General features: G+C 45.5%; 11 protein-coding genes, 1 tRNA gene and 1 CRISPR repeat array (1 of these 13 running past the window's edge). Of the genes, 10 read left to right on the forward strand and 2 right to left on the reverse strand.

The window, feature by feature from the left end; all coding sequences use genetic code 11:
* Window positions 1-49: 49 nt before the first annotated feature.
* Window positions 50-3754, reverse strand: a complete 3705-nt coding sequence (locus tag ABWT76_RS01875; protein ID WP_354635556.1) for a filamentous hemagglutinin N-terminal domain-containing protein — start codon at window positions 3752-3754, stop codon at window positions 50-52.
* A 184-nt stretch (window positions 3755-3938) separates the two neighbouring features.
* On the opposite strand from ABWT76_RS01875, the gene ABWT76_RS01880 reads away from it, so the two are divergent.
* From ABWT76_RS01880 to bioF, 5 genes are all read left to right on the forward strand, one after another.
* The gene (locus tag ABWT76_RS01880; protein WP_354635557.1) at window positions 3939-4160 is read left to right on the forward strand and encodes a hypothetical protein; all 222 of its coding nucleotides are present in this window, start codon (window positions 3939-3941) and stop codon (window positions 4158-4160) included.
* 137 nt (window positions 4161-4297) lie between these two features.
* Window positions 4298-4501, forward strand: coding sequence for a hypothetical protein (locus ABWT76_RS01885; protein WP_054465068.1), 204 nt, complete (start codon window positions 4298-4300; stop codon window positions 4499-4501).
* Between the two features lie 76 nt (window positions 4502-4577).
* Window positions 4578-4961 (forward strand): papain fold toxin domain-containing protein, encoded by a 384-nt coding sequence (locus ABWT76_RS01890; RefSeq protein ID WP_354635558.1) that lies wholly within the window; start codon window positions 4578-4580, stop codon window positions 4959-4961.
* A gap of 28 nt (window positions 4962-4989) precedes the next feature.
* Window positions 4990-5376 (forward strand): hypothetical protein, encoded by a 387-nt coding sequence (locus ABWT76_RS01895; protein ID WP_054465201.1) that lies wholly within the window; start codon window positions 4990-4992, stop codon window positions 5374-5376.
* Window positions 5377-5441: 65 nt separating this feature from the next.
* On the forward strand, window positions 5442-6620 hold the full coding sequence (gene bioF / locus ABWT76_RS01900; protein WP_354635559.1) for an 8-amino-7-oxononanoate synthase: 1179 nt from the start codon (window positions 5442-5444) through the stop codon (window positions 6618-6620).
* A gap of 107 nt (window positions 6621-6727) precedes the next feature.
* Here bioF and ABWT76_RS01905 read toward each other — a convergent pair whose 3' ends face one another.
* Window positions 6728-6949, reverse strand: a complete 222-nt coding sequence (locus ABWT76_RS01905) for a DUF6887 family protein (protein ID WP_054465065.1) — start codon at window positions 6947-6949, stop codon at window positions 6728-6730.
* An 82-nt stretch (window positions 6950-7031) separates the two neighbouring features.
* On the opposite strand from ABWT76_RS01905, the gene ABWT76_RS01910 reads away from it, so the two are divergent.
* The 5 genes from ABWT76_RS01910 to dusA all read left to right on the forward strand — a co-directional run bounded on the left by ABWT76_RS01910 (window position 7032) and on the right by dusA (window position 13102).
* On the forward strand, window positions 7032-8537 hold the full coding sequence (locus tag ABWT76_RS01910) for an S-layer homology domain-containing protein (protein WP_354635560.1): 1506 nt from the start codon (window positions 7032-7034) through the stop codon (window positions 8535-8537).
* Between the two features lie 412 nt (window positions 8538-8949).
* Window positions 8950-10554, forward strand: a complete 1605-nt coding sequence (locus tag ABWT76_RS01915; protein WP_190878005.1) for a B12-binding domain-containing radical SAM protein — start codon at window positions 8950-8952, stop codon at window positions 10552-10554.
* Window positions 10555-10654: 100 nt separating this feature from the next.
* The gene (locus ABWT76_RS01920; RefSeq protein ID WP_242049866.1) at window positions 10655-11440 is read left to right on the forward strand and encodes a YdcF family protein; all 786 of its coding nucleotides are present in this window, start codon (window positions 10655-10657) and stop codon (window positions 11438-11440) included.
* Between the two features lie 210 nt (window positions 11441-11650).
* Window positions 11651-11723: transfer RNA gene (locus tag ABWT76_RS01925), tRNA-Glu, on the forward strand.
* 344 nt (window positions 11724-12067) lie between these two features.
* Complete coding sequence (gene dusA / locus ABWT76_RS01930; RefSeq protein ID WP_354635561.1) at window positions 12068-13102, forward strand: tRNA dihydrouridine(20/20a) synthase DusA; 1035 nt, start codon at window positions 12068-12070, stop codon at window positions 13100-13102.
* 359 nt (window positions 13103-13461) lie between these two features.
* A CRISPR array of direct repeats spans window positions 13462-14788; the repeat unit is 37 nt; unit sequence GTTGCAACTATATTGAATCCCTATTAGGGATTGAAAC (it continues 2932 nt past the right edge of the window).

Here is a 14788-nt window from a genome sequence, read left to right on the forward strand (position 1 = left end):
GAATGCGCGGGACCTACCCTGGTTCAGTAAGAAAGAAAACCGCTGTAATTTATTTTTGTGATATTGGGGGCAAGATGGAACATTGGGGAGATTCCCGTAAGGGATCCGCTTCGCGGAATCGCTCCCAAGGACTTCCTGAATTAACATTAGCGGCTTGGGCGATTAATTTCACCGAACCATCGGCATCAACTGTCCATCCAGTTGCTTCTACAATCCGTTGATTGTCGATCGCCTCTGACGGTTCAATTGATGCGGAATAATTAGCCCGGTCATCAATCCGTGGATCGATCCAAACTGTATCGCTACCCAGCCATGCATCAGGGTTTGGAGGCAATCCCCCCCGACCGATGACATAGAAACTACTGCCAGCAGAGGCATCACAAGTATCAGCAATTAAATTACTCAGTGAAATCACATTATTTTCTAATGCAACTAACCCTGATGCGGGGTCAACATCAGGGGTATTTAACTTAACGGTGCCGCTAAATTCTGCCCCTAAATCCGAGGAAGCGGTGATATCGCTAAAGGGAGTATTAATATCTCGAAAATCCGTGCCAAAAATACCGTTAGCATTAATCACAATTCGCCCGCCAAAACTTTGTTCTGCATTGGCAGAAATATCACTATTTTCTAGAGCAATTAAATTATCATTATTCAGAGTAATATTACCGCCAGTTGCTTCCCCAAAAGCGCTGGCGGTAATATTACTGTTATTTCTTAATTGAATATCTCCCGACGAAATAAATATATTCCCGCGATCGCCCGCAGCGGCAGTAGTGCTAATAATCCCTTGATTATCTAACAGAATTTCTCTGGCGGTAATTTCCACATTTCCCGCCGGACCTTTTCCCGGAGACAATGGGGCGTAACTGGCAAAATTACTGGCAGAAATTGCCGCGCGATCGCGGATAATTAACTGGTTCGTATTGAGAATCACATCCCCGCCCTTGCCGGTGCCGCTGCCATCTTCCGTTTCATCAAAAGCACTAGCAAATAACCCACTGCTGCCATTTTCTGATACACCAATTAATTCAATTAATTTGGCTCGGACAATCACATCTCCGGCATTACCCGATCCACTGGTATTGGCAGTAAATTGACTCCCATCGGTTAAAGTCAATGACCCACCTGTTTCTATGGTAATTGTCCCTGCATTGCCATTAGCAAAAGTGCTAGAAGCCACAAAACCCGGATCGGATTCTACGGGATCTAAGCCAGTCATTTCAATAGATTCTGAAGCTTTTAAAGTGACATTTCCTGCATGACCTGACCCAAAGGTACTACTTTCGATTTTGCCGCCATTAGCAAACACTAACCGCCCGGTTTCAATTAAAATATCTCCCGCATTGGCACTGCCACCTTCTAAATAAGCGTTGGTACGCAAGCGACTGGCAGATCCTTCTAGGTCGGCGCCGATGATTTCCACAAAGTCCGAAGTTTGCACGGTAATCGAACCGCTATTCGCTGGGGCATCACTTTTGGCGGTGCTGAGAATCCGACCCCCATCCCGTAAACTCAAGCCTCTAGCGGTAATATTCACATTTCCCCCATTGCCGGTACTGCCTTCGAGGGCTTCACTTCTAATCACGCTAAATCGGCCCACGTCATTGACCCCAAAAGCTTCTACCGTATCGGTGGCGTTAATCGTCACATCTCCGGCATTTCCGGCACCAAAGGTGGAAGTATTCAGAATGCCTTCATTTTCCAGGGTGAGTTTTCCCGTATTAAAAATTAAATTTCCCGCATTCCCCGTCCCGCGAGTAATGCTGGAAACTTCCGCATCTTTAATTGCCACAATATCTCTGGCATTGACCAGTAAATTGCCGCCCCGTCCCATATCCAAGGCATTAATAGAAATGTCGGCGCGATCGGAGACAATTAATTTCCCCGTATTAATCGTAATATTGCCCCCCGATCCAATGCCACCGGACTCGGAAAATAAACCACTATTCGCCCCTCGGTTAGGATTAAAGTTATCGGGATTAATCATAGTTTCCGCCACGGTGACAGCTTCGCTGCCTCGGTTTTGTAAGGAAACTTGTAAGGTATAAGTATCACCTACATCTAACCTATTGCCACTAATCGGCGATCCGGTAGCGGCAAAAGAATCTAATTCCGCCACTCCCAGCAGATAAATTCCCGGTTGGTCAAAGGTGACGTTTAAATAAGCATCATGTTGTTCGCTGCTACCCCCCGCCCCACTGGTCGTCGGGGAATCATCATTGGTATAGAGTAAGTGTGCCGTGGCTAAGTTATATAAAAATATCTGAGTTTCTACATCTCCGGGGCCAGATTTTTTGGCGGCATCAATATCAAATATGCCTTGAGAATTAGCTTGAGTAATAGAAAATTTATAATAATCAAATGATTCTGTAGGGTCAGCAAGTACCGTTGTCCCGGCGATGATTTGTGCGGGAGTTCGCTGAATTGAGGTATAAGGAATACCATTAGATCCAGATGCTTCTACATCAGGATTCGGTTGGGTGATAAATTCTAATAGGTTTAAATCAAATGCGGAAATCTTCGCCAAAGGATTGGGGAGAAAATTTGGGCTGCTGCCAGACAACTGGACGCTTTCGGTGGCATTAATTGTAATATCTCCGGCATTTCCGGGGGCAGTGGTGGCGGTGATAATTTGCCCCCCAGTTGCGATCGCGAGATTATTTACATTAATCTGAATTTGTCCGCCATTGTTCGGACTGTTGGTGACGGCAGCGATAAAGCCTCGGTTGGCTAAGGTGACATTTCCCGCAGGATTATTAATGATAATATTGCCCCCGGTTCCTGCGGTTTCTGTTTTGGATAAAATGCCGCTAAATAGTCCATCTGGAGTAAATCCAGAAATGTCGATCGCCCCAGTAGCATTAATCGCAATATCCCCCGCTTTGCCGTTTTGGTTAATGGTACTTTGGATGCGACTGCCCCCAGTGACGGTTAAATTGCCTACATCAATATTGATACCTTGATTGATACCAGAAACATTAATTAAACTGCGATTTCCTAGAGTAATATTTCCCCTGGTTATTTCTGGGGAAATTTGCCCTAAACCCAAGGCGGAATTTAACGGAACTTCGCCATTATTTCCTAGAGAAGCGATCGCAATTTGGCCATCGCTGGCCAAAAGTTGCCCCCCATTGAGGTTCACATCACCACCCACCAGGGTTAAACTTTGTCCGGGGTTGACCTGTAGGGTTGAACCTTGCAAGGTGAGTGACCCCGGACTGGTGGCAAATTGCAATCCTATGGGTAGATTAATGGTTAATAATGGCGCATCATTTTTTTGAGTGGCACTAAAAAAATTACCATTGTTAAAATTTATCTGCTGCGCGGTAGAGGCGATAAAAGATCCGCCAATGGCTAATTGAGCATTTCGCCCAAACAAAATCCCATTCGGATTGAGTAAAAATAAGTTAGCGTTGCCGTTGGCTTTAACTATGCCATCAATATTAGAAACATTGTCCCCTGTCACTCGACTAAAGATATTTTCAATTGTTAAATAATTGTTAAAAAAAGCTTCCGTCCCCGTAGGCACAGAAAAGTCCTGAAAACTATGAAATAAACTGTCACCAGTGGTGGTTCCCCCTTCGATTTTGATGGTATTTCCTTCGGGTATGGCTACAGAATTATTTCGCAAGCTGCGATCGGGGATAATTTGGGCGTTGGTGGGAATACTATAAAGTGTTTGTCCGAGCAAAACCACGGCCAAACTTTCGATAATTAATTGTGCGGGTAAACCCGGAAATTTTTTCTTCATATAAATAAAATTTATTTGTTAGTCGGGATAAACTTAGAAAGAACTCAGAAACCGGGTTTCTTAATCAAATTCTCGGTATCAAGCATAGGTTGTCGCAGAAACCCGGTTTCTCCGCCGCAACCCGGTTTCTCCGCCTCCGTATTTACTTGGACAATGCTTTGATTGTAGCCTGACTACTCTTTGGTTGACGTATCTGCACACAAAGTCCACGAAAACTTTACAAAACTCAGGGGGTACGGAGGGGATATTGCCTCCGCAAAGCGATTCCCGTCTCTGGATCCGCAATGCGATCGCCCTGGGGTGGGGTCAAACCTTGGTACAATGTGAGGAAATGACGTTTTCGCCGGATTTTGTGGCGATCGCAAGAGCGCAATTTTCTCCGCGAGTAAACCACAAATACCTGTAGGGGCGAAGCATGACCGCAGACAAATTATTGATGAAAATATTAATCTGAATCCGGTCATGCTTCGCCCTAGCGTGGTTCAGTAATCTGAAAACCGCTGTAAACAAATCACAGAAACAAATCACAGGAAAAAGTTAATTATGGGAATTGAAAAAAGATTATCCAGAGCTATTTTTGCCCCGAATGAAATTGTGGAATTAAGACAACCTTGTTTTACTTCAACCCAAATGTTTGCCCCGGGAACTTATCCGGTGGAACAGTTACCAGATATTGCCTTTGAAATGGGCTTAGTAGAACGCTTGCGCCCTAGTCAAGGTAAAGCCGCAAAAGAAGAACAGTTATAAGATAAGAATTGGCGTGGCCGGAAGCGAAGATGCGGTGGATAAAAAGTTACAATGAAGCCGTTCTTTAAGTAAGGAGGTGTTTTTCCTGAAAAATCGTCCTGATGATGCTGAGATCGCGGAAATTTATGCCGCGATCGGTCGCCTTGTTATCCGATTTCCATTGCTCCACTGTGAGGAATGCGCTCGCACCCTCACAGTATGGCTTAAACAACGTGGAATCCCAGGAAAAATTTGGCGACTCTCGACTCGATCCGATTATGAAGACTTTATTCTCAGCGAACGACTAGAAAAAATCGGTTGTACGGAAACTATTACGGAAAATGGCGTTCATTATGGAGTCGAAGTGTTTGGCAAAATCTTTGATAATCTTTCTACAGAGGGACTTTTGCCCGATGATTGGATTAAAGATTTTACCTCATTATCTAATGAATTTGATGTTGAAGTGATTTCGGAGTTTTAGGGATTTAATTAATTGTATGGAAAAAAAGATGAGTACATTATTTAATCTACTGGATAAAATCAAGATAAAACCGGCACTTTACCTGGGAACGAGTTCGATTACTCATTTAAGAATGTTCATTCTTGGCTATCGATTTGCTCGGTCAGAAATGGGCATTACTAACACGGAAGCAGAAAGTGACTTTTACAAAAACTTTCAACCCTGGCTGCAAAATCGCTTATCCATTCATACGGTTAATGGGTGGGATAAAATTATTTTGCTGACCTGTATCGACGAAAAAGCAGCTTTTGATTATTTCTTTAACCTGTTAGATGAGTTTCTCCAGCGCGATCGCAGCCAAACGATCGATCCAATTCTCGTCGAATCTGCCTCAAAAGATGCCAATTTTGTAGGGGCAAAGCATTCGCTCCGATAATTTTTCGGTTAAAATCAGAAATTTATCCGCGAATGCTTTGCCCTAAAATTGCCTAAGTCTAATCTATGAATCCTGACAAACCATATAGTTGGATAGAAAAATCTCTCTCAGCAATTCACCGGGCTAACTGGCATCGATCGCCCCAAACTATAGAAAGTTTGCCGGGGTCATTGGTACAAGTAGAAGGCAGAAAACTGATGAATTTTGCCAGTAATGATTATCTCGGTTTAGCGGGGGACGATCGCCTAATTCAAGCCGCAATTAAAGCCACCCAAACTTATGGGACTGGGGCTACGGGGTCGCGTTTAATTACGGGAAATCGACCCCTACACCAGCAGTTAGAAGAAGCGATCGCCGACTGGAAACAAACCGATGCGGCGATCGTATTTTCTTCTGGTTATTTGGCGAATATTGGCGCGATCGCTGCTTTAGTTGGGCAACGAGATTTAATCCTCGGCGATCGATATAATCACTCTTGTTTAAAAAATGGTGCCATTCTCAGCGGCGCCACATTCAAAGAATATTCCCATAACCAAATAGAAGAGTTAAAAACCCTCTTAGAACAACATCGTCATCAACATCGACGCTGCCTGATTCTTTCTGATACCGTCTTTAGCATGGATGGGGATATTTGTCAAGTACCAGAATTGTTAAATTTGGCCGCAGAATTTGACTGTATGGTGTTAGTGGATGAAGCCCACGGTACGGGAGTTTTAGGCGAAACTGGGTCGGGGGCTGTAGAACACTTTGGCTGCACGGGCAAACCTTTAATTCAAATGGGGACTTTAAGTAAAGCTTTGGGCAGTTTGGGCGGTTATATTGCCGGAAGTGCCAGTTTAATCGACTTTTTGCGGAACCGCGCCCCCAGTTGGATTTATACTACCGGGTTATCCCCTGGGGATACGGCTGCCGCTTTGGAAGCGATCGCCATTATTCGCGCTGAACCGGAAAGACGGCAAAAACTTTGGCAAAATATCGCCTATTTGCAACAAGAATTTGCCACCAAACTGCCATCTTGCTGGAAAATCCTGCCCTCTCAGTCGCCAATTTTTGCCCTGCAAATGTCTGATGCGGCCGCAGTTTTAGCCGCCGGAAGCGAACTAAAAGCGGCGGGAATTTGGGCGGCGGCGGTGCGTCCCCCCACGGTGCCGACTAGCCGAATTCGCATTACCGTTATGGCTACTCACGAGTTAGAACATTGCCAATTTTTAGTCAATGTTTTATCCCAATTTGGCAACCCTTGAAACCGGGTTTTTTGTAACTCAGAGTAAGGGCGGGATTCAAACCATTGGTGTGAATCCCGCCCTTACATATCCACGACACAAACCCGGTTTTTTTTCGGGGGAAAAAACTATCCTTGATTTTTGGGGAGAGAGTCTTTACGAAATCGGGCGGTAAATTCTGGATATTGTTCTAAATCCTCAACCGAATCCACTGGCGGCATCTCCACCCAGTTTCCTTCTTGATGTAACCTGTCTATATAAGCATAAAATGCCTCTTGACTGTCTCGATGAGCCAGCATATATTTCTGCAATTCTTTTTGGCTCATTGCTTGAAAATTCGGTTCGATCATTCAATGTACCTCCAAGTACCTCCAATTTCCCCTGGGAATCCCAAAAATTGTCCCTTGGGTGGGAATTTCTGGGCGATCGCAGATGATTTTGCTCCGAAGCCCATCTAATTCATTTAAAATTGACAACGATCATTGCTTAAATATGAATGTGATGCTGCCTAACCTATCCTGTTTGCGATTCCGCCTTGGCGATCGCGAAAGCAAATCGCTCATTTCCACGATTGTACTCTTAATGCTTCTGACCTCTTGTGCGAATAGTCCGGCAGGCGAATCACTACAACGTTCATTAGAAGCGGATCCGCAACTGAAAGAGAATCAGCCCGATCTCGTCCAACCAACCACTCCCACTCCGGCCCCAACCGTGGCATTACCCCAGGATTTCCCCTTTGAGATTCCTTTATATCCAGGGGCAAAACTGCTGGCAGTGGAAACCGAACAACTCCAAGCAGCTACGGAAACGCCGTCGGTTACCACACCGCCAAAAACCGGGCAGATCGTCTCTACCCGTTGGCAGACTGGTGATAGTCCCGAACAGGTGAGGACTTTTTGGCAATCGGAGTTGCAAAAAAATAATTGGCAGTTGGTTGGGGCATCCACCGATAGTCAACCGGATATTCAGGGAGATAAAATCATCGCTCGTCAAGAGAATCTAGAAGTCACTTTTTCCATAGTTCAAAAGCCCGATGCCGCAGCATCTAATCCCCAAAGTCCCACCCCTTTACCGACACAATATCTGATTTCTTACCATCGTCTTGACTCGGATGGGGTGGCAACTACCCCAGAAACCACCCCTGAGACGATCGCATCCACTGCACCACAAACCGCAGAAACTACAGAAACCGCGATTTCTACCGATCTTGACCAAGCCCCCGAACCGTTACGCTCATATATCCAAGACTTGAGTAAACTAGGGGTGTTGCAAATGCCCGTCAGTAAAGAAATCAATAGACAGAATGGTAAGGTCTTAGAACCGAATAAAGTTATTACTCGTCGTCAATACGCCCAATGGCTGATGTTGGCGAATAATAAAATTTATGCCAACCAACCGAGTAAACAAATTCGTGTAGCGACTACTAATGCTCAACCAGCTTTTCAAGATGTGCCCATCAGTGACCCGGATTTTCCGGTGATTCAAGGGTTAGCGGAAGCGGGAATTATTCCCAGTTCTTTGGCTGGGGAAACCACCACGGTGACTTTTAGCCCCGACCAACCCCTGACTAGGCAAGATTTGATCCTGTGGAAAGTTCCTCTGGATATTCGGCGATCGCTTCCCACCGCTTCCGTGGATACAGTTAAGGAAACGTGGGGTTTTCAAGACACCAGTAAAATTGATCCGAGGGCGCTGCGGGCAGTTTTGGCCGATCACCAAAATGGCGATTTGGCCAATATTCGCCGCGCTTTTGGTTATACCACCTTGTTTCAGCCCCAAAAGACGGTGACTCGCGCTGAAGCGGCAGCAGTGCTCTGGCATTTCGGCATTTCTGGAGAAGGGCGATCGGCTGCGGATGCCCTAGCCTTGTCCGCTACTCAGTCCACTCAGCCTACTCAGTCTACTCAGCCTACTCAGCCTACTCAGTCCACCCCATAAAGCTGCCAATTGTGCTGCTACGTTATATTATCGTCAAAAGTTATAATGTTCAAAAATTGCTGGAGGTTTCTGATTAAAATATTCTTTGAGATATGATGGAACTATTGCCTTTGTTTTAGAGAGAATGGTGCAACCAATGATGACTTCACGCGATTTTGAGGAAAACTAAACTAGGAAGTTGACAATGGCTTTGTCCTTGGAAATGATTTTGCCTTAGTAGGATCATCCCGATTGTGTAAATCAGCCTGTAGGGGCGAAGCATTCGCGGATTTATCTCTAAACCTAAGCCGAAAAGTTTATGCGCGAATGCTTCGCCAGGAAACTAAACTCCCCGCAGAATCAACCGATAAAGCCTGGACAATATATCCTAGTTTAGTAATTGATTACAAGTGTTGTTTCACAGAGAACATATATGCGAGTTTTACTGATTTATCCTCGATTTCCGAAAAGTTTCTGGTCATTTGAAAAAAGTCTAGAGTTAGTTGGTCGTAAAGCCCTGCTACCTCCTCTGGGTTTGATTACGGTCGCCGCCATTCTTCCTGATGAATGGGAATATAAATTAGTCGATCGCAATATTCAGGAAACCACCGAAGCAGATTGGGATTGGGCGGAACTGGTGATTCTGTCTGGAATGATTGTCCAAAAAGAGGATTTATTGGCGCAAATTCGGGAAGCCAAACGCCGAGGCAAACCTGTGGCTGTGGGTGGGCCTTATGCCACGGCATTACCCCATGAACCGGAAGAAGCTGGGGTGGATTATTTAATTTTGGATGAAGGGGAAATTACCCTGCCCATGTTTGTGGCAGCCCTAGAACGCGGCGAAACTCGTGGGGTTTTTCGGGCGAATGGAGAAAAACCCGATGTCACCTCTACCCCAATTCCTCGGTTTGAATTGGTGGATAAAGATGCTTATGATTCAATGGCGATTCAGTTTTCTCGCGGTTGCCCATTCCAATGCGAATTCTGCGATATTATTGTGCTTTATGGGCGCAAACCCCGGACGAAAACTCCAGAGCAGTTGTTAGCTGAATTAGACCGCCTTTATGAGTTGGGCTTTGACCAAAGTATTTTCTTGGTAGATGACAATTTTATTGGCAATAAACGCAATGTTAAGTTATTGCTAAAAGAGTTAAAGAAATGGCAAGAAGCACATAATTATCATTTCAAGTTTCATACAGAAGCTTCGGTGGATTTGGCTAACGATCCAGAGTTGATGGAAATGATGGTTGACTGCAATTTTATTGCGGTATTTTTGGGAATTGAAACTCCCGATGAAGCTAGTTTAACTCTAACTAAGAAGTTCCAAAATACTCGCGATTCTCTGAGCGATTCGGTGGAGAAGATTATTCGCGCTGGGTTGCGGGTGATGGCTGGGTTTATTATTGGTTTTGATGGGGAAAAACCAGGGGCAGGCGATCGCGTAGCCCGGTTTGTCCAGCAAACTTCCATCCCTATTGCCATGTTTAGTATGTTGCAAGCGCTGCCAGATACAGCCCTGTGGCATCGTCTGACGAAGGAAGGACGTATGCTCAACCAACAAGCGGCTGGCAACCAGACAACTTTGATGAACTTTGTCCCTACTCGACCGATTGAAGATATTGCTCGCGAATATATTGACGCCTTTTGGAAAATTTACGAGCCAATGCAATTTTTAGACCGCACTTATCGTCATTTTCTAATGTTAGGCGCACCGAGAAATCGGGTGCAACGGCGGAAGTTAGTTAGCTGGACGACGATTCGCGCTTTATTGATTCTGTTTTGGCGTCAAGGAGTGGTGCGGGAAACTCGCAGTAAGTTTTGGATTTATCTGTATAACATTTTTAAGCAGAATCCTCGGGTTTGGGATCATTATTTGACGGTTTGCGCTCACTTTGAACATTTTTATGATTATCGTGACCTGGTGCGTCAGCAAATCGAAAGCCAGTTAGCCGAATATTTGGCAGCAAAAGCGGCTACGGATCGGGCAATGGCTGAAACCGAAGCAATGAAACCGGAAATTGAGTCCGCAGCGGCTTAATCCCATTTTCGATAAATTCGGCAACAGATCCCCCCAACCCCCATACGCTCAGGGGCAACCACGGGGGGATTGCCCCTACAAAAATTTTCGCATCACTCGCATGAATTGCTATAGCTATAGTAGGGTGGGCAATATTTTGCCCACCCTACAGTTGCGATTTTCCCCTGTGAATATGAAACTTAAGTCAAAAGCCATATCCCGCAGTAGGTCGATCGCCAGAAGATTTAGCCGATTTTGCCTGGTTCTCTTTGCGGTTGTGCTGATTTTTGGCGTCAGTTTTATTCCCCTGCGAATTGCGATCGCCTCCTGGCAAGTACCGGAACCCCAGGCAATTTTAGTCTTGAATGGCAATCCTAACCGGATTAGATTTGCGGCTGAGTTGTGGCAGTCTCACCAGAGTTTGGATATTTGGGTTTCTGCGGGCTCGGAGAGGGAAAAGCGCTTATATAGCGGGATTTTTGCCGCAGCAGGTATTCCCCCAGAGCAAATTCACTACGATCCTTGTGCTACGGATACGGTGACTAATTTTACTTGCACCGTAGATGATTTTATTCGGGCCCAGCGGCGGCATCTCTATTTGATTACGTCCGATTATCATATCGACCGTTCCCGAGCGATCGCGACTTTTGTCCTGGGGAGTCAGGGCATCATTGTGACTCCCATATCTGTGCCTTCGGGAAATTTTCCCCGCGAATCAAGATGGCGCATTGTGAGAGACTGTATTCGTTCGATTGTCTGGATTTTTACCGGACGCACTGGCGCCAGCCTTAATCCCCGCGTGGAAACCGAGGTGCCCAATTCGGCTTTAGATGAAAGTCAGCGATCGCGCTTACGGGAGCGGTTGTGCCGGATGGTTCCGGGGTTCTGCCAGGGACATAAACGATAAAGCCTAGGCAGGACAAGGGTTATAGCCTTTTAAGTCCCCCGCCAACCCAGGGGTGATTTTGCCCCAAAAAAATTTTTTAAATTTTTTTTGGTTTAGGGGTTGACATATCTAAAAAGATAGGTTACGGTATTAAAGGTGTGAGGGACAAACGAACACAAAGCGCACAAAACGCTTAAGATAACGTGAGTCTCAAGCCCAAACAAAAACCTAGCCCCCATCGTCTAGAGGCCTAGGACACCTCCCTTTCACGGAGGCGACGGGGATTCGAATTCCCCTGGGGGTATTCCCAAAGGAAAAGCACCTCAAAAGAGAGTCACAAACAACAAGTGATTCTCTTTTTTGTTGTTTGTTGGTTGGGGTGTAGGGTGTAGGGTGTAGGGTGTAGGGGAAGAGAGGGTGTAGGGTGTAGGGAATAGAGAATAGTGAATAGTGAATAGTGAATAGTAAATAGTGAATAGTGAATAGTGATATTTATTTTGTACGGGCGAATGGCCATTCGCCCCTACGACTACGGGCGAATGGCCATTCGCCCCTACGAATGCATCACTTTCTTCCCCCACACCCCCCACACCCCCCACACCCCACACCCCACACCCTACACCCCACACCCTACACCCTGTTCTATAAATGATGACTCTGAAAGATTGCATAAATCCATTAACACTCCAGGGCAACCCGTTAAGTGTGGCGCCGATGATGGATTATACCGATCGCCATTTTCGCTATTTTATGCGGCAGATTACCCGTCGGACGCTGTTATATACGGAGATGGTGACGACCGCAGCGATTATTCACGGCGATCGCCCCCGACTGTTGGGTTTTTCTCCAGAGGAAAAGCCCGTATCCCTGCAACTGGGGGGGGACGATCCGCAGGAGTTGGCGGAATGCGTTCGCATTGGGACGGATTTTGGCTATGACGAGATTAATTTAAATGTCGGTTGTCCCAGCAGTCGGGTGCAAAATGGCAATTTTGGGGCTTGTTTGATGGCCCAACCAGACCGAGTTGCCCGGGCAGTGGAGGCTATGCAGCAAGCGACCCATTTGCCGATTACGGTAAAACATCGGATTGGGATTGACGATCGCGATCGCTATGAGGATATGGCGAATTTTGTCCGGGTTGTTTCTGGGGCTGGGTGTCAGCGGTTTACCGTTCATGCCCGCAAAGCCTGGTTACAAGGGTTAAGTCCCAAGGAAAATCGCGATGTTCCGCCGTTGCGTTACGGTGATGTGTATCGTTTAAAGCAAGATTTTCCCCATTTGTTTGTGGAAATTAACGGCGGTGTGACTACTTTGGCCGAGGTTAAAGCACATTTGCAGTTGGTGGATGGGGTGATGATTGGTCGGGCAGCTTACGATCGCCCTTATTTGTTTGCGGAATGCGATCGGGAGATTTATGGGGAAAATACTACGCCCCTGACGCGGCATCAAGTGGTTGAAGCCATGCTGCCTTATATTGAGTATTGGCTGAGTCAAGGGTTGAGTTTAAATAAGATGAGCCGACATTTGTTGTTATTGTTTAATGGACAACCGGGGAGTCGTGTTTGGAAACGATATCTGAGTGAAAATGCTCATGTTCCTGGGGCGGGAGTTGAGGTGATTCTGGCGGCTTTAGCCCAAGTTCCTCCCCCAGAGATGGCCGGTTTAACGGTATCAAATATTTGACAACGGTCTGAATCGGCTAGGTTATGGGGATGGGTGCTTATCGGTTTTGCGGTTGGTTATGGGCGGGGTATAATAGAGGTTGACCCGCAATCTGCGTCAGGGGATATTTGCGCGGAGGGGTGGGTGTAAAAACAGGGCAGGGCATTTTTTCCTCTGAACTGTTTATGGGGTCGAGGTTTGAGAGTTTTTGAGTCTCGAACCGATCCGCGCAAATCCTGAAATCCTTTGTGAGTCAGGGTTTTGGTTTATTCAGGTTTGAGGTCTGTTGACAAATTTGGGGGGTTGCATGGTATGATGAAGTCGATTCGCGCAAATGAACCTGGAAAATTAAATAAATCAAGGGTTCCGAGCCCCGGCCTGTTGCAACTATATTGAATCCCTATTAGGGATTGAAACGCTTAACCCGCTTACTTTGGGCGTAAGTATCCCAGTGGTTGCAACTATATTGAATCCCTATTAGGGATTGAAACTTGGCTTCTGGTAGCAGCGGGGTGTCGGTCGCGGGCGGTTGCAACTATATTGAATCCCTATTAGGGATTGAAACGCAACCCTAGATTAGCTTGTAAGTCGTAATTGCTGTTGCAACTATATTGAATCCCTATTAGGGATTGAAACAAGGCGCAAATTGATGCAATTTGTCTTGAAAACTGGTGTTGCAACTATATTGAATCCCTATTAGGGATTGAAACCACCACCCGAACCGAAAACGGACGGACGCTGACCAAGCTGTTGCAACTATATTGAATCCCTATTAGGGATTGAAACTTCCGGGTTGCGATCGCGCTTCTCTTAATAGCGGAAAGTTGCAACTATATTGAATCCCTATTAGGGATTGAAACTGGCAGGTAAGCAATACCCGCTACACCGGCCACCTTAAGTTGCAACTATATTGAATCCCTATTAGGGATTGAAACAACAAACAGTAAACTATTTACGGCTTCTGAAAAAGTGGTTGCAACTATATTGAATCCCTATTAGGGATTGAAACAAGCTTATAGGGATGCCAATGATGAATTTGAAGGCATAATGTTGCAACTATATTGAATCCCTATTAGGGATTGAAACCAACAAATGACCAATTCATCAGGTGTGCAGATATGAGTTGCAACTATATTGAATCCCTATTAGGGATTGAAACTAAAATATATAGATTTTAGAATGGATCCAGCTTGCCTGTTGCAACTATATTGAATCCCTATTAGGGATTGAAACGTTTGGGGTGTGGGATGCGGTGAATCTGCCAAACGTTGCAACTATATTGAATCCCTATTAGGGATTGAAACAGTTGCCGGGCCTCTGAGGGTGAAACCGACGGCCTGATGGCGGTTTGTTGCAACTATATTGAATCCCTATTAGGGATTGAAACAGTTGCCGGTAAATTTTGAGAATTTCCAGGCAATGTTGCAACTATATTGAATCCCTATTAGGGATTGAAACGACAGCAAAATTTCTGGGATATGCTTGATAAAGTAGAGTTGCAACTATATTGAATCCCTATTAGGGATTGAAACTTCTAACCGATTGAGAACCGAATAAACCGATTTAATGTTGCAACTATATTGAATCCCTATTAGGGATTGAAACTTGTAAATTTCTTTCTTTCTTTTTCCCCTAAAAAAATGTTGCAACTATATTGAATCCCTATTAGGGATTGAAACTTAGCTAGTAAGAAATCAGGCAAAAATA

It is taken from the genome of Planktothricoides raciborskii GIHE-MW2 (assembly GCF_040564635.1).
Lineage (GTDB): Bacteria > Cyanobacteriota > Cyanobacteriia > Cyanobacteriales > Laspinemataceae > Planktothricoides > Planktothricoides raciborskii.

Bases quoted from the DNA above. Each gene is read 5' to 3' on its own strand.
- ABWT76_RS01875 (WP_354635556.1), bottom strand. From the start codon at position 3,754: ATGAAGAAAAAATTTCCGGGTTTACCCGCACAATTAATTATCGAAAGT.
- ABWT76_RS01885 (WP_054465068.1), top strand. From the start codon at position 4,298: ATGGGAATTGAAAAAAGATTATCCAGAGCTATTTTTGCCCCGAATGAA.
- ABWT76_RS01895 (WP_054465201.1), top strand. From the start codon at position 4,990: ATGAGTACATTATTTAATCTACTGGATAAAATCAAGATAAAACCGGCA.
- bioF (WP_354635559.1), top strand. From the start codon at position 5,442: ATGAATCCTGACAAACCATATAGTTGGATAGAAAAATCTCTCTCAGCA.
- ABWT76_RS01905 (WP_054465065.1), bottom strand. From the start codon at position 6,949: ATGATCGAACCGAATTTTCAAGCAATGAGCCAAAAAGAATTGCAGAAA.
- ABWT76_RS01910 (WP_354635560.1), top strand. From the start codon at position 7,032: ATGATTTTGCTCCGAAGCCCATCTAATTCATTTAAAATTGACAACGAT.
- ABWT76_RS01915 (WP_190878005.1), top strand. From the start codon at position 8,950: ATGCGAGTTTTACTGATTTATCCTCGATTTCCGAAAAGTTTCTGGTCA.
- ABWT76_RS01920 (WP_242049866.1), top strand. From the start codon at position 10,655: ATGAATTGCTATAGCTATAGTAGGGTGGGCAATATTTTGCCCACCCTA.
- dusA (WP_354635561.1), top strand. From the start codon at position 12,068: ATGATGACTCTGAAAGATTGCATAAATCCATTAACACTCCAGGGCAAC.